At 61.2% G+C, this 18,696-nt stretch carries 14 protein-coding genes and 1 tRNA gene; 7 read left to right on the top strand and 8 right to left on the bottom strand.

Going from position 1 to position 18,696, the window contains the following annotated elements; genetic code table 11:
* Positions 1 to 34: 34 nt before the first annotated feature.
* The 6 genes from glpX to AC1DK3_RS07280 all read left to right on the top strand — a co-directional run bounded on the left by glpX (position 35) and on the right by AC1DK3_RS07280 (position 6,434).
* Positions 35 to 1,036, top strand: a complete 1,002-nt coding sequence (glpX, locus tag AC1DK3_RS07255; RefSeq protein WP_477191569.1) for a class II fructose-bisphosphatase — start codon at positions 35 to 37, stop codon at positions 1,034 to 1,036.
* Between the two features lie 210 nt (positions 1,037 to 1,246).
* Positions 1,247 to 3,079 carry a single-stranded-DNA-specific exonuclease RecJ gene (recJ, locus tag AC1DK3_RS07260; protein WP_477191570.1) on the top strand — a complete coding sequence of 611 codons (1,833 nt, stop codon included), beginning with the start codon at positions 1,247 to 1,249 and terminating at the stop codon, positions 3,077 to 3,079.
* 109 nt (positions 3,080 to 3,188) lie between these two features.
* Positions 3,189 to 3,263: transfer RNA gene (locus tag AC1DK3_RS07265), tRNA-Glu, on the top strand.
* A gap of 246 nt (positions 3,264 to 3,509) precedes the next feature.
* On the top strand, positions 3,510 to 4,172 hold the full coding sequence (locus tag AC1DK3_RS07270) for a ParA family protein (RefSeq protein WP_477191571.1): 663 nt from the start codon (positions 3,510 to 3,512) through the stop codon (positions 4,170 to 4,172).
* A 110-nt stretch (positions 4,173 to 4,282) separates the two neighbouring features.
* A complete protein-coding gene (locus AC1DK3_RS07275) occupies positions 4,283 to 4,450 on the top strand; it encodes a hypothetical protein (RefSeq protein WP_477191572.1) in 168 nt (55 codons plus the stop codon).
* A gap of 361 nt (positions 4,451 to 4,811) precedes the next feature.
* Positions 4,812 to 6,434, top strand: coding sequence for an ABC-F family ATP-binding cassette domain-containing protein (locus AC1DK3_RS07280; RefSeq protein WP_477191573.1), 1,623 nt, complete (start codon positions 4,812 to 4,814; stop codon positions 6,432 to 6,434).
* 33 nt (positions 6,435 to 6,467) lie between these two features.
* Here AC1DK3_RS07280 and AC1DK3_RS07285 read toward each other — a convergent pair whose 3' ends face one another.
* Positions 6,468 to 7,511: a cytochrome-c peroxidase gene (locus AC1DK3_RS07285; RefSeq protein WP_477191574.1), complete on the bottom strand. Its 1,044-nt coding sequence runs from the start codon at positions 7,509 to 7,511 to the stop codon at positions 6,468 to 6,470.
* Between the two features lie 686 nt (positions 7,512 to 8,197).
* Here AC1DK3_RS07285 and AC1DK3_RS07290 point away from each other — a divergent pair.
* Positions 8,198 to 9,736 (top strand): acetolactate synthase large subunit, encoded by a 1,539-nt coding sequence (locus AC1DK3_RS07290; protein ID WP_477191575.1) that lies wholly within the window; start codon positions 8,198 to 8,200, stop codon positions 9,734 to 9,736.
* Positions 9,737 to 9,761: 25 nt separating this feature from the next.
* Here the strand turns inward: AC1DK3_RS07290 and AC1DK3_RS07295 are convergent, their stop codons facing one another.
* Genes AC1DK3_RS07295 through AC1DK3_RS07325 form a run of 7 tightly spaced genes read right to left on the bottom strand, consistent with a single transcriptional unit; the run spans position 9,762 to position 18,243 of the window.
* Positions 9,762 to 10,226, bottom strand: a complete 465-nt coding sequence (locus AC1DK3_RS07295; RefSeq protein WP_477191576.1) for a PTS sugar transporter subunit IIA — start codon at positions 10,224 to 10,226, stop codon at positions 9,762 to 9,764.
* Between the two features lie 11 nt (positions 10,227 to 10,237).
* On the bottom strand, positions 10,238 to 10,930 hold the full coding sequence (locus AC1DK3_RS07300) for a response regulator (RefSeq protein WP_477191577.1): 693 nt from the start codon (positions 10,928 to 10,930) through the stop codon (positions 10,238 to 10,240).
* The gene (locus tag AC1DK3_RS07305) at positions 10,927 to 13,650 is read right to left on the bottom strand and encodes an ATP-binding protein (protein ID WP_477191578.1); all 2,724 of its coding nucleotides are present in this window, start codon (positions 13,648 to 13,650) and stop codon (positions 10,927 to 10,929) included. Before AC1DK3_RS07305 ends, AC1DK3_RS07300 begins: the two co-directional genes overlap by 4 nt.
* A gap of 37 nt (positions 13,651 to 13,687) precedes the next feature.
* The gene (locus tag AC1DK3_RS07310; RefSeq protein WP_477191579.1) at positions 13,688 to 14,293 is read right to left on the bottom strand and encodes a K(+)-transporting ATPase subunit C; all 606 of its coding nucleotides are present in this window, start codon (positions 14,291 to 14,293) and stop codon (positions 13,688 to 13,690) included.
* Between the two features lie 12 nt (positions 14,294 to 14,305).
* Positions 14,306 to 16,417, bottom strand: a complete 2,112-nt coding sequence (gene kdpB, locus AC1DK3_RS07315) for a potassium-transporting ATPase subunit KdpB (RefSeq protein ID WP_477191580.1) — start codon at positions 16,415 to 16,417, stop codon at positions 14,306 to 14,308.
* A gap of 20 nt (positions 16,418 to 16,437) precedes the next feature.
* Complete coding sequence (kdpA, locus tag AC1DK3_RS07320) at positions 16,438 to 18,141, bottom strand: potassium-transporting ATPase subunit KdpA (RefSeq protein WP_477191581.1); 1,704 nt, start codon at positions 18,139 to 18,141, stop codon at positions 16,438 to 16,440.
* A gap of 12 nt (positions 18,142 to 18,153) precedes the next feature.
* On the bottom strand, positions 18,154 to 18,243 hold the full coding sequence (locus tag AC1DK3_RS07325; protein WP_477191582.1) for a K(+)-transporting ATPase subunit F: 90 nt from the start codon (positions 18,241 to 18,243) through the stop codon (positions 18,154 to 18,156).
* Between the last annotated feature and the right edge of the window lie 453 nt (positions 18,244 to 18,696).

Genomic DNA, 18,696 nt, shown 5'->3' on the forward strand with positions numbered 1-18,696 from the left:
TTTCACATTTAGCCCCCGCGAGAAGGACAAGGATATGAGCAGAGCTGAGCAATCGAACGGCACTCACGGGCCGGGTCTCGATCGGATTTTGGTGCTCGAGCTCGCCCGCGTCACCGAAGCCGCCGCAATCGCGGCGGCGCACCTACGTGGTCGCGGCAACGAGAAGGCAGCTGACAAGGCGGCCGTCGATGCCATGCGCCGCGAACTCGGCCGCGTCGAGATCAGGGGCACCGTCGTCATCGGCGAAGGTGAAATGGACGAGGCGCCGATGCTCTACATCGGCGAGAAAGTCGGAACAGGTGAGGGGCCGGAAGTCGATATCGCGGTCGATCCGCTCGAAGGCACGACCATCTGTGCGAAATCGATGCCCAACGCGCTGGCCGTCCTCGCGATCTCCGAGAAGGGCGGCTTGCTCCATGCGCCCGACATGTACATGAGCAAGATCGCCATTGGCCCCGGCTACGCCGAAGGCGTCGTCGATCTCGACGCATCTCCGGCCGAAAATCTGAACGCGCTTGCCAAGGCGAAGGGCGTGCCGATCCATGAGATCATGGCCTGCATTCTTGATAGGCCGCGCCACGCCGAACTGATCCGCGCCGTGCGTGAAGCGGGCGCCGGCGTGCAGCTCATTCCGGACGGCGATATCGCTGGCGTCATCTGGACGACGGACCCCAAGGAAACCGGCATCGACATCTACATGGGTTCAGGCGGCGCTCCGGAAGGCGTCCTCGCAGCCGCCGCATTGCGCTGCATCGGCGGCCAAATCCAGGGCCGTCTCGTGCCGATGAAGGACGAGGAACGCATCCGCGCCGAGAAAATGGGCATTTCCGACATCAACCGGAAGTTCAAGCTCGAGGACATGGCATCGGCCGACGTCGTCTTCTCGGCGACCGGCGTGACCGACGGTTCGCTGCTGAAGGGCGTCAGGATCCGCGGCGATTACGCCGAGACAGAAACGGTCGTGATGCGCTCGAAGACGGGCACCGTCCGCCGCATCAAGTCGACGGTCCGCAACGTCGGAACGCGCTTCATGTAATGCTTCGCCGGCATCGGCGGCTCACGTATTTTGTGGATACAACGCGAGCCCCTGCCGCTGCCCCGACCGAATCGACCTACAACCTGAACAGTTCTATGCGCAGGGCGGCCGGCTCCGCGCAGCGGTGTCGCCCGCGTGAACAAACGGCCGCGCACGGCGGCCGGCTCCCCGGAGGGGAGTCGCCGTGCGCAAATAAAAAAGGGTGATCGATTGCGCTCGAATCTCGCGGCGATTGACTTGGACGGCGGCGCCGAAGAGCGTGCGTTTCTCGGCGTCGGCAAAAGCGCGCGCGGGTTCGCCTGGCGGGAGCGCTTGCCGCAAAACTTAAGGCCGCTCGGAACGGCGATCAGTCAGCGGCATGGATTGCCGGACTTGATGGGACGCGTGCTTGCGGCGCGCGGCGTCGCGCTCGATGACGTCGCAACCTTTCTCGACCCATCGCTCAAAGCGCTGATGCCCGATCCGAGTTCGCTCCGCGACATGGAGAAGGCCGCAGCACGCCTCGCCGACGCTGTGCAAGCGAACCAGAACGTCGCGATCTTCGGCGACTACGATGTCGACGGCGCGTGTTCGTCCGCCCTGATGAAGCGTTTTCTCGAGCATCACGATACCCCGGCGCGCATTTACATCCCGGACCGCATTTTCGAAGGTTACGGACCGAACGCGGCAGCCATCGAGACGCTCGTCAAGGAGGGCGCGAAGCTTATCGTTACGGTCGACTGCGGAACGACGAGTCACGAGCCGCTGGCGGTCGCGCGCAAACTCGGCGCCGACGTCGTCATCATCGACCATCACCAGGCGGACGAGCGGCTGCCCGACGTGCAGGCCATCGTCAATCCGAACCGGCAGGACGACATTTCAGGGCAGGGAATGCTCTGCGCCGCAGGCGTCGTGTTCCTCGTGCTCGTCGCGACGGCGCGGGAATTGCGCAAGCGCGGTTACTACGGCGCGTCACGCGAACCTGACCTCCTGGCTCTGCTTGATCTCGTTGCGCTCGCAACGGTCGCAGACGTCGTGCCGTTGATCGGGCTCAATCGCGCCTACGTCAAAAAGGGCCTCGCGGTGATGCGCGCGAGGGAGAATGTCGGCCTCACGGCCTTGGCAGACGCTGCAGGACTGACGGTCGCGCCGACGCCCTATCATCTGGGTTTCATTCTCGGGCCGCGCATCAACGCTGGCGGCCGCATAGGCAACGCCGCGCTGGGAGCGACGCTCCTCTCGACATCAGACCCGGTCGAAGCGCAACGCATCGCCGAGCTGCTCCATCGGCTCAACAAAGAGCGCAAGGACATCGAAACGCTGGTGCTCGAAGAAGCGCTTGCGATTGCCGATCGTCAGGTCGCCGATGATCCCTCTCGGGCAATCCTCATCGTTGCTTCGGAGACGTGGCACAAGGGCGTTGTCGGTCTCGTCGCCAGCCGCCTTGTCGAACGCTTTCGGCGGCCCGCGTGCGTCATCGCCTGGGAAGCCTCGGCAATGGGTACGGGCTCGCTCAGATCCGTCCCCGGCATCGATCTCGGAGCGGCCATCCGCGCGGCCGTGACTGCAGGCCTGTTGGCGAAGGGCGGCGGCCACGCGATGGCAGCCGGCCTGACCGTCGGCAGAGACGGCCTCCCGGCGCTCGAGCAGTTTTTGCTCAGCAGCCTTGGCACGGCTGCAAAGGGCGTGGGCGATACCGCGCATCTCGACATCGACGCCTCGATCGTCGCGTCCGGCGCGACCCGCGAGCTGATGGATCTGATCGAGCGTGTCAGCCCGTTCGGCCAGGGCAACTCGGAAGCGCGTTTCGCGTTGCCGGCACATCGCGTCAAATTCGGCAAGCTCATCGCCGAAGCCCACATCCGCGTCATTCTCGAAGGCGGCGATGGCGCGCGACTCGATGGCGTCGCGTTCCGGGCCGCCGGGCAACCATTGGGCGATCTTTTGATGTCGGCGAGCGGAATGCCGCTCCACGTCGCAGGCCACCTGCGCCGCGATACCTGGGGCGGCCGCGAGCGCATCGAGCTGCAAATTGAGGACGCCGCCGACCCGCGCAGCCAGTAAAATATGACCCGCGTCGATTATGTCCATCCTGTCGCAAAAAATGCGAGCGCGGTCGGCTTGCCAAAGACGGTCAAAGCCGATTATAGGGTGCGTTCTCAAGTCGAGGGCCGCTCCCTTCGTCTATCGGTTAGGACGTCAGATTTTCATTCTGAAAAGAGGGGTTCGACTCCCCTAGGGAGCGCCAAGACTATTTTCCGGCATTGATCTCATTGAATTTTTTTAACGATTTGTCTCCCTCGAAAGAAGGGAGTGCAAAGCGAGCGGTCGTGCAGTGGACCCTCATATCATCATCGTTGGTTACCCGTTGTCCGCAGCTGGGAAATTTCGGCGTTCCAGCACACGGACTTGCGAACCTTCAAGTAACAGTCCATCACGCGTGGGCGCAGGATAGAAGGAAGATCCAAAAAAAAGCGCGCGTTGGGGAGTGCGAATGCCTCTGATCGTGTCATTCGTCAGTCAAAAAGGCGGCGTCGGCAAAAGCACGCTCGCCCGGGCCCTCGCCGCGGTCGGCGCGACGGGCAGGTTGAAGGTCAAGCTCGCAGACCTTGATGTTCAACAGCAGACTTCCGTCAGATGGGGCAAAGCCCGCAAGCAGAGACGGACTGCTTCTCCCATCAACGTAGGCGCCTTCCGTACATTTGAAGAAGCACTCGTGGATAGTGAAGCTTTCGATCTCATCATCGTTGATACGCCTGGCCACACGAGTCCGTCGACAGGCACAGTGGCCCGCGCCTCGAACGTTGTCGTAGTGCCGACCAGCGCCACCATAGATGATTTGTATCCGACCGTTCTCCTCCTTCGCGCCTTGGAGGAAATAGGAATTTCTCAAAGTCGCCTGGCGGTTGCCCTCTGCCGTGTGTTGGAAGCAAGCGAGGAGAAGGTCGCGCGAAACTACATTGCCGCTGCGGGCTACGAATTATTGCCGGGGTTCATCCCGGAGCGCGCCTCGTACCGGAATGCGCAGAACCGTGGGCAAGCGCTGACCGAAACAATCGATGGGGCGGCCAACGAGTCCGCGGATGTACTCATAGAAAGTTTGCTCAGAAAAATAGCGGAGCAGTCTGCGGTAATGCAAAATGGAAACGGTGACTGAAGCCGGCTGTCGGCTCGATTGAGCACCGGATATTCGGCACAATTGACGTAAGTCAATTCATCGACTGGGCACCGCTCTAAACTCGCCTCACTCTTCTAAGGGAGGCGACAATGACGACATTCGAAATGTACTATCTCGTGGTGTGTCTCGCGGCGTTTGCCGGGTTCGGAATCGCGTTGGCTTACACCAGCATGAGCTGGGAACAATGGCGGTCGAAGGCAAGCAATGCTGCCGGGCGTTCTGGATACCCTGCGGGTCACGCAAAATTGGCGGCGTAAGAAAAGGCTTCGAACCGGTCGGCATCGACATGAGTCCTAGGGGGCATATGACGCCCCCTGCCGGCCGGTGCCGCATCCCACTCAAAACCTGAAAAAGCGGGTCCGGCTCCCGTAGGGAGCGCCGGCCCCTTGGAATCTGGCGAACGCAAGCCTCTGCTCCGTCTTGGCCGCCTCGAAACGCAGCGCGCAACGCGTTTCCCCAACCTCACCATTTGAGAACGAATGTCGCGGCCGCCCGGAAGGCTCTTCCGTGGGCTCGACGCATGGACTAAGGGTGCCGAACAACCGTTTGTCCGGGGCCTGTGCGCACGGTGACTCGGCAGCACGAGCTGTCGCAGCCAGCGCCAAAAAAAGCGCGCATATGATTCGTCTCGATTCCATCAGCAAGCAGAACGGCCACCAGATCCTCTTCATCGAAGCGTCCGCCGCCCTCAACAAGGGTGAGAAGGTCGGCCTCGTGGGCCCGAATGGCGCCGGCAAGACGACGCTCTTCCGGATGATCATCGGCCAGGAGCAGCCGGACGAGGGCCAAGTCTCGACCGATCGCGGCATCACGATCGGCTACTTCAGCCAGGACGTGGGTGAGATGTCGAGCAAAAGCGCCGTGTCCGAGGTGATGGACGGCGCCGGCCCGGTGAGCGTAGTCGCGGCCGAACTGGCGGAGCTCGAGGCCGCCATGGCCGATCCCGACCGGGCGGACGAGATGGAAGAGATCGTCGAGCGCTACGGCGAAGTGCAGGGCCGCTTCGAGGAGCTGGGCGGCTATGCCCTCGAAGGCCGCGCACGCGAAGTGCTCGCGGGTCTCTCCTTCAGCCAGGAAATGATGGACGGCGATGTCGGCGCTTTGTCGGGCGGCTGGAAGATGCGCGTGGCGCTGGCACGCGTGCTCCTCATGCGCCCCGACGCCATGCTCCTCGACGAGCCGAGCAACCATCTCGACTTGGAAAGCCTGATCTGGCTCGAAGAATTCCTCAAGGGCTACGAGGGCGTCCTGCTGATGACCTCGCACGATCGCGAGTTCATGAACCGCATCGTCACCAAGATCGTCGAAATCGATGGCGGCTCGTTGACGACGTACGCGGGCAACCACGAATTCTACGAGCAGCAGCGTGCGCTCTCCGAGAAGCAGCAGCAGGCCCAGTTCGACCGTCAACAGGCCATGCTCGCGAAGGAGATCAAATTCATCGAGCGCTTCAAGGCGCGTGCGTCCCACGCGGCCCAAGTGCAAAGTCGCGTCAAGCAGCTGGCGAAGATCGATCGCGTCGAACCGCCGAAGCGCCGCCAAACTGTCGCCTTCGAGTTTGCATCGCCACCGCGTTCCGGAGAGGACGTTGTCAGCATCAAGGGCGTGCATAAAAGCTACGGCAGTCGCAGCATCTACGAAGGTCTCGATTTCCATGTTGGCCGCAAGGAACGCTGGTGCGTCATGGGCGTGAACGGCGCGGGCAAGTCCACACTTTTGAAGTTGATCGCGGGCAAGACAGAGCCGGACGCGGGCACGGTCAAAATCGGCGGCAGCGTGAAGATGGGCTATTTCGCCCAGCACGCCATGGATCTGCTTGATGGCGACAGCACCGTGTTCCAGTCTCTGGAAGATTCGTTCCCGCAGGCGGGCCAAGGCTCGCTGCGTTCGCTGGCCGGCTGCTTCGGCTTCTCCGGTGATGACGTGGAAAAGAAATGCCGCGTGCTCTCCGGCGGCGAGAAGGCGCGTCTGGTCATGGCGAAGATGCTCTACGATCCGCCGAATTTCCTGGTGCTGGACGAGCCGACGAACCACCTCGACATGGCGACCAAGGAAATGCTCATCACTGCGCTCTCGCAATACGAGGGCGCCATGCTGTTCGTCTCGCACGACCGCCACTTCCTTGCCGCGCTATCCAATCGGGTGCTCGAACTTACGCCCGACGGCATCCATAAATACGGCGGTGGCTACACCGAATACGTCGAGCGGACCGGCCAGGAAGCTCCAGGCCTGCGTAGCTAAATCCGTCCCGGCGGCCGCGAGCCCGAGCGCGCGCTATGGCTCAGGGGGTGGCGTCGAGGCGTCGCTTGGCGGCAGGATCGGGTATGTGACCTTCGGCTGGTCGCCCGTCAAAGAGCGCAAGAACGCCGTGATCTTCGTGATTTCGCTGTCTGTCAGCTTTTCACCGAGCTGACTGTTCCCCATCACGGCCACGGCTTGCCGAAGATCCCAGGCTTTCCCACTATGGAAATACGGCGGCGTCAGCTCGACATTCCGCAGCGGCGGCACGCGGAAGACGTACTCGTCGCTCGCAGTCTTTGTCACGTCGAAGCGGCCTTTGTCCTTCGGCGGCAGCAATTCAGCGCCCGGCTTCTCGACCACGCCGAACGGCGCGTACATCTGACCGCCGACGTTGATGCCGGAATGGCAAGTCGAGCAGCCCTTGCTCATGAACAGCTGCAGACCTTCCCTTTGCTCGGATGTTAAAGCGTTCTCGTCGCCGCGCAGGAATTTGTCGAACGGCGCATTGGGCGTGATGAGGGTCGCTTCGAATGCCGCGATGGCATCCTCGACATTTCCTATGGTGATAGGGTCTTTTTCCGAGGGGAAAGCCGCTTTGAAAAGCTTCTCGTAACCGGGAATGCCTTTCAACGTATCGATGGCGTCCTGATGACTGGTGGCCATCTCGACGGGATTTTGAATCGGACCGCCGGCCTGTGCCGCTAGATCTGCAGCGCGCCCGTCCCAGAATTGCGCGATGTTGAATATGGAGTTCAATACCGTCGGGGAATTGCGGGCGCCGTGTTGCCATTTGTGGCCGATGGAGGTGGGCAGCATGTCGACGCCGCCGAGGCCGATCTGGTGGCATGTGTTGCAGCTGATGTTGTGGCTTTGGGATAGCCGGGGATCGAAGTAGAGCGCCTTGCCGAGTTCGACCAGTGCGGGACTGGCGGTTACACCTTTTATGGGGGGCGGTGTGAGAGGAATCGGCGCGAATGTCGATTGAGCTTCCTTCATCACCGGGTCTTCTTCAGCGATGAGGAGCCCAGCGGTAGAAGTCAGGAACACCACCGCCGCCAAAACAACAGGTACGCGCATAGGCGCCTCCAAGACGTGGGTCTGGTCGCGCTTTGTGCGAGGGCTATTGCTAAGTTGGCGCGAACGTGGCGCGTACGAATTGACCTAAGTCCAATGCACCCGGGCCCCAGTGAAAAGACCCCAGTGAAAAGAACGGAACGCTTCGGGACGCGCGCCGTTTGGCCAAATGGCATGGATAGTCCGTATGCATCGCGAGTGGCTGGGCGGTAAAGAATGGCATATTTTGTAACGTTCGGCGCAATCCCTGTAGCAATAGGCAGCGAACATCCGACCCTTGATGCAGCATTGGAGGAGGCTTGCCGGCTGATCGCCGGCGGTCAATCCAACGTCGCGATACAGTTTGGCGACGGCAGGTCGATTTCGGGCAATGACCTCATTAGGTGCTGCGCCGGCGAGCAGACCGTAGGCGACCATTTATTCAAGAAGAGCCCTTAGCCGTCCAACGCCGTTTGGATTTCCATCGCGCTCGAAATCACCAGCAATTGGCCGCTTGCCAGAAGGAATTTCTCCTCTAAAGCGATGTTCGGCATTAGGAGTCGGCGACCGCGCCCCAGAAACGCGACGCTACGGATACCGCGCTGTCCGGCCGGTCTGAATGCGTCGAACAATCGGCGCTCTCAGCGTACATGTGTGGTGGGATTGAAGTCGGGTCCTGATTCTCGGGAGCGAACCAAAGGAACCGGGCCATGAACGGTGCGCAGGCACTCATCACCACCGCTTTGAACGAAGGCATCGAGGTCTGTTTCGCAAATCCGGGCACGACGGAGTTGCCGTTGGTTCTCGCGATGGATCAGGTCGCCGGTCTGCGCGGTATCCTTTGCCTCCACGAGAACGTCGCGACCGGAGCGGCCGACGGCTACGGCCGGATGATGTCCAAGCCGGCGATGTGCCTGCTCCATTTAGGCCCCGGCCTCGCCAATGGCCTGACAAATCTGCACAACGCGCGACGCGCAGGAACGCCGATCCTGAACGTCATCGGCGAACATGCGACTTGGCATCGTGCGGCCGATCCGTTGTTGGCATCCGACATCGAAGGGCTCGCCCATACGGTCAGCGCATATACGAAGAGAAACGTAGATGCTGCAGCGTTAGCGTCGGATCTGGCCGAAGCGGTCGAGCGCGCGCGGGCCAACGGCGGCGGTATCTCGACCCTGATCGTTCCGCACGATTGCCAGCAGGCTGAGGCGGGCAACAATGCTCCTTTCGGGCGCGCCATACCGAAAGTCAGCTATTCTCCGGCGAATGTGACGGCGGCAACGCGGGCGCTGAAGCGCGGAAAGTCAGCGATACTGTTGGGCGGCGAGGGCTTGTCGGAATCCGGCATGCGGCTCGCAGGCAGAATTGCTGCCGCGACTGGCGCCGATCTTCTCTGCGATACGTTCTTCGCGCGCATGGAGCGCGGCGGCGATTTACCCGCAGCAACGAGGCTCCCATATTTTCCCGACCAGGCGCAGGCGCTGACACGCCGTTACGAAAGCATTGTGCTCGCCGGCACGCGCCGTCCCGTTGCGTTCTTCGGATATTCTGAACAGCCCAGCTATTTGACCAGCAAAGAACAGACCGTCACGCTGGCGACCCGCGGCGAGAACGTTCTTGGAGCCCTGGAGGCAGTCGCGGCCGAGCTTCAGGCTTCGCATGATGTTCGCCGTCAGCATGGTGCGCCCATCTCGATGCCGCGCGGGGGGCTCGACGCAAAGTCCGTCACCGCTGTCATAGCGCTGCTGCAGCCGGAAAACTGCATCGTCATGGACGAGGCGTTGACCGCCGGCACGCCTTATTTCGAAGCATCCCGGAACGCACCACGCTTCAGCCATTTGATGTTGACGGGCGGCGCCATCGGCCAAGGCCCAGGCGCGGCAACAGGGGCTGCCATCGCATGTCCGGACCGCAAGGTCATCAATTTCGAGTCCGATGGATGCGGCGCCTATTCCGTGCAGGCGTTCTGGACGCAGGCACGCGAGAACTTGGATGTCGTCACGATCATCGGCTCTAACCGCAGCTACAACATCTTGAACGTGGAATTCCAACGGGCAGGCGTAACGGCGCCGGGGCCTGTCGCCCGCTCGATGACAGGGCTGGATCGTCCCAATCTCGATTGGGTAAAGATCGGAGAAGGTTTCGGCGTGCCGTCCGTCGCCGTCGACAATGCAGAAGCGCTAGCACGCGAGTTGGAAAAGGCGCTCGCTCAAAAGGGACCTCGCCTGATCGAAGCGATCATGTCGTAGAAAGATCGATCGCCGATTGGCGCGATCAATGTTTCTCAGGCTCGGCCGTGAGTAGTTTGTAGAAAATAGTCTTGTCCTGAAGGGTGCGCAACTTCTGCGTGACCTCGCGGCTGCGCATCCGCCGCGACACAGCGGCGAGCATGTTGAGGTGATCGCCTTCGGCAGCAGACGGCACGAGCAGAAGAAAAACGAGATCGACCGGCATGTTGTCGATCGCTTCGAAATCCACAGCCGGCTTAATGCGTGCAACGAGCCCGAACGGCTTTGTCAGTCCGATATAGCGAGCGTGCGGAATTGCAACGCCGCCGCCCATGCCCGTCGATCCGAGCTGCTCCCGTTTCATGAGTTCGGTGACGATGACGTCGCTGCTCAGCCCGACAGACGGCGCCGCACGTCGCGCGAGATCTCTCAGCAGAGAGATTTTGTCCGGCTCGCCGACATCGAGAAACACGTCGCTGGGCGAAAGAAAGCTGCTGATGCTGGTTGCCATTTAGGGCCGCTCTATAATTCGTCGGGAATGCGCAGGCGATAACCGACGCCCGTTTCGGTCAGAATGTATTCAGGGCTTTCCGGATGCGCCTCGATTTTTTGCCGGAGCTGACGGACATAGACACGCACGTACTGAGAATCCGCTGATGGCCCCCAGAGTTCCCGCAGCAACAAGTTATGCGTGAGAACTTTTCCAGCGTGCTGAACGAACAGCCGCAGCAGATCGTATTCCTTGGGCGAAAGCTTAACCTCGCGGTCGCCGACTTTAACGATGCGCCTGACGAGATCGACGCTCAGATCTCCGACACGAAAAATAGGCCGCTCACCATGGCTTTGCAGCTGGTGGCGTAGAGCCGCGCGGATGCGGGCAAGAAGCTCATTTATGCCGAAAGGCTTCGTAACGTAATCGTCGGCGCCGAGATCGAGGGCATGAACTTTGGCGCCTTCGTCAGCCCGGCTCGAGAGCACCACGATGGGAACGGATTCATTCTTCGCGCGAAGGGCGCGCAAGAGATCGAGACCCTGCATGTCGGGAAGGCCGAGATCCAGGATGATGAGATCCGGCTTCGTATCCATGAGTTCCAACGCGACTTTGGCGTTGGGCGCGTCCGTCACTTGATAGCCCTGTGTCGCAAGACCCATGCGCAGCAGCTTACGAATGGGTGGCTCGTCGTCGATGATCAGAACGTTGAGAGGCGCGCTCATGCGGCGTGATCCAACGTTTCGCTCTCGAAGCCCGCCGGCAGGGAAATCGTGAACACGGCGCCGCTGCGATCGGGCCGGTTTGCGGCCGTTATCGTGCCGCCCATGATCTCGACGAATCCGCGCGAAATGGGAAGCCCAAGTCCCGTTCCGGCGCGCACGCGATCACCTTTGGAGGATCGATAGAACTTATCGAAGATCCGCTCAAGATCTTCCGGTGGAATTCCCGGGCCCTCATCCGATACCTGCAAGGTGATCCGGTCGTAGTCTTGCCAGGCATCGATTTGTATTGCGGTGCCTTCCGGCGCGTATTTGGCGGCGTTGTCCAAAACGTTGAAAAGCACCTGCTCCAGGAGGACCGGATCGGCTCTCACTTGCGGATTGCCGGCTACAGGCGCGTACTGCACCTTGTGATGGGCTAGGATCTTCTTCGCTCTCTTGAGAGCCGCATCGACGATCTCGCTGACGTCGTGCACCTCAGCCTTCGGCGTCACGGCGCCAGCCTCGAGCTTGGTCATATCCAGGAGATTGGCGATGAAACGATTGAGACGCTCGGATTCATCTATGACCGTCGACAGAAGCTCGTCCCGCTGCGCCTCGTCGAGCTTGTCCGCGACGTCGCGCAACGTACTTGCCGCGCCGAGGATTGCGGCGAGCGGCGTCTTGAGATCATGCGACAGCGAAGTGAGCAGAGCCGCCCGAAGCCGCTCGGTCTCCATAGTGCGCTTCGCTTGCTCGATGTCCGCGACAAGTCGCACGCGTTCGATCGCAAGCGCTCCCTGGTTGATCAGGGCATCGAACAGGCGCCGCTGATCGGGCGTCAGCAGCGGGCCGGGATTGTCGCTATCGATACCAACGACGCCGACGACGCCACGCGCCGTGTGCAGCGGCAGAAAGAGGCGCTGAGAGCCGGGCAGCGTATCGGCTCCGCGCCCCGCCGGCCGATCATTCATCCATGCCCACGTGGCTGCCGCCAAATCCGACGCATCGAGAGTATCCTCCGGCGGATAACCGGCTTTGACCGCGATGGAACCATTGTCGGGCAGAAGCAATACGACGCGAACCTTCAACATTGACGCGATCTGGAAGGCGGTCGCCCACAGCACGTCGTCGAGCGTGGCCGTTGCGGCGAGCTTCCGGCTGAAGCCGTAAAGCGATTCCGTTGTGCTGGCGCGATTGACCGCAATGACCGCCTGGCTGCGCGTCTGTGCCGCGATGTTCGATACGACGATTGCGACGACGGCAAACGATACGAACGCTGCAACGTTCTTTGGGTCTGAAATCGTGAACGTGTAGAGCGGTGGAAGGAAGAAGAAATTGTACGTGAGCGATCCCAAGATGCTGGCGAACAGCGAAGGCAACAGGCCGTAGCGAACCGCGACGGCGATGACGCCCGTCAGGAAAATGAGGTCGACGCTCTCGACGCCGATCCAGGGCCTGATCAGCCACGCCAAACCAAGTGACGTCGCCACCGCGGCTATGGCAAAAATATAGGCGAGGATATTGTTGGAAGTCTTCTCGGGCGCGGCGCGCACGGCCGGGCGCGGCTGCGCGCCGTTGGGAAGCTGCTCGCCCGAAATGACATGCACGCTGACGCTGGCCGATTGCCTTACCAGATCGTGAACGACGGAGCCGTTCAGAATTTCGAACCAGCGCGGCCTCTCGGATTTGCCGATGATGATCTGAGTGACATTATGTTCTCTCGCGTAAGCCATAATGTCGTCGGCGATCCTCCGCGAGCTTCCCGGAATGGTGAGAGTTTCCGCGCCAAGCTGCTCGGCGAGCCGCAGCGCTTCGGCGATGCGGTTTCGCTCCTCATCGGAAAGGCGGATGCTGCGGCGCGTCTCGACCGTTAACGCGGTCCACGGTGCGTGCAGGCGATCGGCGGCCCGTTTCGCGTACCGCACGAGCCCCGCCGAACGCGGATCGTCGCTGATGCAAACGAGCACGCGTTCGCAGGCGGCCCACGGCCCCAACATGGCTTTAGCGCGCAGCTGCGTGACAAGCTGCTCGTCGACGCGCTCAGCGGTTTGCCGCAACGCTAGCTCGCGCAGCGCCGTGAGGTTGACCGGCGAGAAGAAGTTCTCGAGCGCGAGCTGCGCTTGCTCGGGAACATAAACTTTCCCTTCCTTCAGCCGCTGGATCAGATCCTCAGGCGTGATGTCGACGAGCTCGACGTCGTCGGCGCGGGCGAGAATGGAATCGGGAACCGTCTCGCGCACGCGGACGCCCGTAATCTGCGCGACGACTTCGTTGAGGCTGTCGATATGCTGAATATTGACCGTCGTGTAGACGTCGATGCCCTGATCCAGCAATTCCTCGACATCGAGATATCGTTTCGGATGCCGGCTCGACGGCGCATTCGTATGAGCGAGTTCATCGACCAGCGCGATTTGCGGGCGGCGCGCGATAAGCGCATCGAGATCGAGCTCGTCGAGCTCCTTGCCCTTATATTCGATCTTTCGCGGCGGGATGATGGTCATCCCGCGCAGGAGCGCCTTCGTCTCCTTACGCCCGTGCGTCTCGACGACGCCCACGACGACATCCGCGCCGTCCTTTATCTTCGAGCGAGCCGTGCGCAGCATCTCATAAGTCTTTCCGACGCCTGGCGCGGCGCCGAGAAAGATCTTGAGCCGGCCCCGGCCGCGCGCTTCTCGTCGCGAAATCTCGAGAAGCGCGTCTGGCGATGGCCGTTTGTGCTGTGCGTGGGTATCTTCCGCCATCGAGGCTATTCCGAGAGCGACTGCCGCCGCTCCACCTTCATCGCGCCGCTACGCGATCCAGATCGAGGTTTAGCGCTAGAACATTGATATGGGGTTCACCGATTAAACCAAAAAGGCGGCTTTCGATATGCCTATCGACGAGTTGCTTAACATCGGCCTCCGGCAGATTGCGGGCTTTGGCGACGCGCGGCACCTGGAAGTATGCGGCGGCCGGCGAAATATCCGGATCGAGCCCGCTGGCAGTCGTCGTCACGAGGTCGAGGGGGACGGGCGCCGAAGGATTCTCAGCCCTGAGCTTTTCCACGTCGCCCTTGACCCGATCGATCAACGCCTTGTTCGTCGGGCCAAGATTCGAGCCCATCGAGTTCGCAGCATTGTACGGCTGCGGCACGGTTTTGCTCGGGTCAGACGGATCGGTGCCGGTTGTCGCCGACAGCCGGCCCCGGAAATAGCGGTCGCTCGTGAAATTCTGACCGATCAGTTCCGATCCGATGACCTTGCCGTCGCGCACGATAAGGCTTCCCTGCGCTTGCTTTGGAAAGAGAATTCCGGCGAGCCCTGTCATCGCGAGCGGATAGATGAGGCCGGTGATGATCGTCAGAGCGGCCAGCAATGCGAACGCGGGGCGTAAGAGTTTGAGCATTGGAGTTCCCTATCAAACGAGGTGCAGAGCGTTGACCGCGATGTCGATGGCCTTGATGCCGATGAAGGGGATCAAGACGCCGCCGAGGCCATAGATCAGCAAGTTTCGGCGAAGCAGCGGGCCCGCGCCGATCGGGCGATAGGCGACGCCTTTGAGCGCGAGCGGGATCAAGGCGATGATGATCAGCGCGTTGAAGATGATCGCCGACAGGATCGCACTTTGCGGGCTGCCGAGGTTCATGACGTTGAGGGCTTGCAGCTGCGGATAGAAGGCGAGGAACATCGCGGGAATGATCGCAAAGTATTTTGCGACGTCGTTTGCGATGGAGAACGTCGTCAAGGCGCCGCGGGTCATCAGGAGCTGCTTGCCGATTTCCACGATCTCGATGAGCTTGGTCGGGTTGCTGTCGAGGTCGATCATATTTCCAGCTTCACGCGCGGCGACGGTGCCGGTGTTCATCGCGACCCCGACGTCGGCCTGCGCGAGCGCAGGCGCGTCGTTGGTGCCGTCGCCACACATCGCAACGAGCTTGCCCTTGGCCTGTTCGTCGCGAATGAGGCGCAACTTGTCCTCAGGCGTCGCCTGCGCGAGGAAGTCATCGACGCCGGCCTCTGCCGCGATCGCCGCCGCCGTCATCGGGTTGTCGCCGGTGATCATGACCGTGCGGATGCCCATCCTGCGGAGTTCTGCGAAGCGTTCGCGAATACCGCCTTTCACGATATCCTTGAGATGGATGGCTCCGAGCAGCCTGCCATCCTTGGCGACGGCCAGCGGCGTGCCGCCCGATTTGGAGATCGCGTCGGTTATTGCCTTAATCTCGCGCGCGGTTTCAGTGCTGATCGCCGGCCGGAGCGCTTGCGCAGCAGATCCGGCCGATAGCGGCGCGGCGCCAAGGGAATTGACGTATCGAATGACGGCATCGACAGCGCCCTTACGGATGGATGAATCGTCGGTCTCGACACCGCTCATCCGGCTCTGCGCGGTGAACGGTATGAAGCGCGCCTTGACATCGCCGATCTCACGACCGCGAAGTCCATACTTCACCTTCGCGAGCACGACGATGGAACGGCCTTCCGGCGTTTCGTCGGCCAGAGACGAAAGCTGCGCGGCATCCGCAAGCTCGGCTTCGCTGATGCCCGTCAGCGGCAGGAATTCGGTTGCCTGCCGGTTGCCGAGCGTGATCGTGCCGGTTTTATCGAGAAGCAGCGTGTCGACGTCGCCAGCTGCTTCGACCGCACGGCCGGACATCGCCAGGACGTTGAAGCGCACGAGGCGATCCATGCCCGCGATGCCGATTGCCGAGAGAAGCGCGCCGATCGTCGTCGGGATGAGCGTCACGAACAGCGCAACGAGCACGACGACCGGGATGGTGCCGCCGGCATAATTGGCGTAGCTCGGAATTGTGGCCGTGGCGAAGACGAAAATGATCGTCAGGCCGGCAAGCAGAATATTGAGAGCGATCTCGTTCGGCGTCTTCTGGCGTTCCGCGCCTTCGACGAGCCGGATCATGCGGTCGAGGAATGTCGATCCCTGCGCCGCGCTGATGCGGACGACGATCCAGTCGGACAGAACCTGCGTGCCGCCGGTCACTGCCGAACGGTCGCCACCGGATTCGCGAATGACCGGGGCCGATTCCCCCGTGATCGCGGATTCGTTCACCGAAGCGATGCCCTCGATGACCTCGCCGTCGGACGGAATGGTATCGCCGGCTTCGACGAGAACCACATCGCCGACAGCGAGCGATGTGCCCGGGACGAGCTTGAAGTTCTTGGCCTGGCCGCCCATCAGCTTCGCCTGCGTCTCTGTGCGTTGCTGGCGAAGGGCATCAGCCTGCGCCTTACCGCGCCCCTCGGCGATCGCCTCGGCGAAATTCGCGAAGAGGACGGTGAACCACAGCCAAACGATGATTTGGAACGTGAAGGAGAGGTCGTGTCCACCTTCGATGACGTCCCGGACAAAAATGATCGTTGTCAGAACGGACACGACCTCGAGCACGAACATGATCGGGTTCTTGATCAGCGTTCTGGGATCGAGCTTCACGAATGCCGACCCAATCGCGGGAAGGACGATAGCGGGATCGAGCATCGTTGAGGTCGAGCGCTTCTTGCGCACGGTAGTTTCCATAGCGAGTGTCTCCGGAACCATCAGAAGAGCATGTTTCTGGTCATCGAGATCTGCTCGACGATCGGGCCAAGGGCGAGGGCAGGGAAGAACGTCAGGCCACCGACGATGAGGATGACGCCGACGACCATTCCGACGAAGAGACCGCCGGTCGTCGGAAATGTGCCAGCCGACGGTGGAACGGTCTTCTTCTCGGCCATGGAGCCCGCAATCGCGAGCGCCGGAATGATCATGAAGAAGCGGCCGACGAACATCGCGATAGCACCCGTGATGTTGTAGAACGGGGTGTTGCCGGTGATGCCGCCGAACGCCGAGCCGTTATTCGCCGTCGACGATGTGAAGAGATAGAGCATCTCCGAAAAGCCGTGCGGTCCAGGGTTGGCGATGGATGCCAAGGCGGACGGAAGCACCGCCGCGACGGCCGTGAAGCCCAGGTACATGAGCGGAAGGACGAGGATCGCGAGCATCGCCATCTTCACTTCCTTCGCCTCGATCTTCTTGCCGACGTACTCCGGTGTGCGGCCGACCATGAGACCGGCGACGAAGATGGCGATCACAATGAAGATCAGCATGCCGTAGAAGCCCGCGCCGACGCCGCCAACGATGATTTCGCCGAGCTGCATGTTGATCATCGGGATCATGCCGCCGAGCGCAGTAAAGCTGTCATGCATGGCATTGACGGCGCCGCAAGACGCCGCGGTCGTGATGACGGCGAAGAGCGCAGAAGCGACGATGCCGAAGCGAACTTCCTTGCCTTCCATGTTGCCGCCCGCCAAGCCGAGCTCATTGATGCCCGTAGTTCCCGCCGCTTCCGCCCAGTAGCAAACGGCCACGCCCGCGATGAAGAGCACGCCCATCACCCAAAAGATGGCCCAGCCTTGCTTCTGATTGCCGACCATGCGGCCGAAGACGTTCGTAAGCCCCGCGCCGAGCGCAAAGATTGCGACCATCTGGATGAAGTTGCTGAAGGCCGTCGGATTTTCGAAGGGATGTGCCGCGTTGGCGTTGAAAAAGCCGCCGCCGTTTGTGCCGAGCATCTTGATGGCGACCTGCGACGCGACGGGCCCGACGGCGATCGTCTGCTTGGCGCCTTCGAGCGTCGTCGCGTCAACGTACGCGCCGAGCGTCTGCGGTATGCCGTCCCAAACCAGGGAGAGCGTCAAGGGAATGCAAATTGGCAAGAGGACATAGAGCGTGCAGCGCGTGATATCGACCCAGAAGTTGCCGATATTGCGCGTTGACGCCCGCGCGAAACCGCGGATGAGCGCAATGGCGACGGCGATGCCTGTCGCGGCCGACAGGTAGTTTTGATGCGTCAGCCCGAGCATCTGGGTGAGATACGAAACGGTCGTTTCGCCGCCGTAGTTCTGCCAGTTCGTATTCGTGATGAAGCTGACGGCGGTGTTGAACGACAGATCCGGCGCGACTGCCGTCATACCCTGCGGGTTGAACGGCAAAAAGCCCTGCGTGCGCAGCAGCACGTAGAGGATAAGAAAGCCGCCGATGTGGAACATCAGGATCGAGACGGCGTATGTCAGCCAATCCTGCTCGGAGCGCTCGTTGACCCCGGCGATTTTATAAAGAAAGTTCTCAACCGGCCGAAGAACCGGCGAAAGAAAAGTTCTCTCGCCCGAAAACACGCGGTTCATATACCAGCCGAGAGGCTTCACGAGCGCAATGACGACTGCGCAGAAAAGGGCAATCTGCGCCCAACCGACGAGGGTCATTTGGGGTGTCTTTCAGAAGGATTCTGGACGCACGAGCGCGTAGATGAGGTAGACGAGGAGGCCCGCGGTGACGACCGCCGCCAATGTGTAATCGAATATCATGGGACCCTCACAGATGGTCGCATGCGAAGGCGTAGGCAATCGACGCCGCGAAGAGCGCCATACCGCCTGCCACAAGGATGGTGTCGAACATTTGATGTTTCCGATCCTGAGCTAATGATCTCGCGCAAGGATGGATGGGCGAGCACGGGGTTAGGTGCCACTCGCCGCATATGAATTCGAGCTGACAGGGCGGAAGGACTTATAGGAATCTCATAATGATGCCGGGGCTTGACTTCCCCGAGCCATGCAACCAGCCGTCGCCCGCCAATGGAAATATGATGAATTCTGAAAGGTGCAGGAGCTGCCCGATCTCGAAATCGCACACAGTTCTTCAGACCGCCTTTAGCATGTGCGATGCAGCGACGATTGTTCGTGTGGTGATGTAATTGGGCTTGATTGAACTCCGTGCAGATGCATAGTTTCTCTTACCGGGACCGTTGAAAAGTTTTGTCA

This window comes from Hyphomicrobium sp. 01T421, assembly GCF_056398805.1.

Excerpts from the sequence above, each read along its gene's own strand:
- glpX (WP_477191569.1), top strand. The coding sequence starts at position 35 with ATGAGCAGAGCTGAGCAATCGAACGGCACTCACGGGCCGGGTCTCGAT.
- AC1DK3_RS07270 (WP_477191571.1), top strand. The coding sequence starts at position 3,510 with ATGCCTCTGATCGTGTCATTCGTCAGTCAAAAAGGCGGCGTCGGCAAA.
- AC1DK3_RS07275 (WP_477191572.1), top strand. The coding sequence starts at position 4,283 with ATGACGACATTCGAAATGTACTATCTCGTGGTGTGTCTCGCGGCGTTT.
- AC1DK3_RS07280 (WP_477191573.1), top strand. The coding sequence starts at position 4,812 with ATGATTCGTCTCGATTCCATCAGCAAGCAGAACGGCCACCAGATCCTC.
- AC1DK3_RS07285 (WP_477191574.1), bottom strand. The coding sequence starts at position 7,511 with ATGCGCGTACCTGTTGTTTTGGCGGCGGTGGTGTTCCTGACTTCTACC.
- AC1DK3_RS07290 (WP_477191575.1), top strand. The coding sequence starts at position 8,198 with ATGAACGGTGCGCAGGCACTCATCACCACCGCTTTGAACGAAGGCATC.
- AC1DK3_RS07295 (WP_477191576.1), bottom strand. The coding sequence starts at position 10,226 with ATGGCAACCAGCATCAGCAGCTTTCTTTCGCCCAGCGACGTGTTTCTC.
- AC1DK3_RS07300 (WP_477191577.1), bottom strand. The coding sequence starts at position 10,930 with ATGAGCGCGCCTCTCAACGTTCTGATCATCGACGACGAGCCACCCATT.
- AC1DK3_RS07305 (WP_477191578.1), bottom strand. The coding sequence starts at position 13,650 with ATGGCGGAAGATACCCACGCACAGCACAAACGGCCATCGCCAGACGCG.
- AC1DK3_RS07310 (WP_477191579.1), bottom strand. The coding sequence starts at position 14,293 with ATGCTCAAACTCTTACGCCCCGCGTTCGCATTGCTGGCCGCTCTGACG.
- kdpB (WP_477191580.1), bottom strand. The coding sequence starts at position 16,417 with ATGGAAACTACCGTGCGCAAGAAGCGCTCGACCTCAACGATGCTCGAT.
- kdpA (WP_477191581.1), bottom strand. The coding sequence starts at position 18,141 with ATGACCCTCGTCGGTTGGGCGCAGATTGCCCTTTTCTGCGCAGTCGTC.
- AC1DK3_RS07325 (WP_477191582.1), bottom strand. The coding sequence starts at position 18,243 with ATGATATTCGATTACACATTGGCGGCGGTCGTCACCGCGGGCCTCCTC.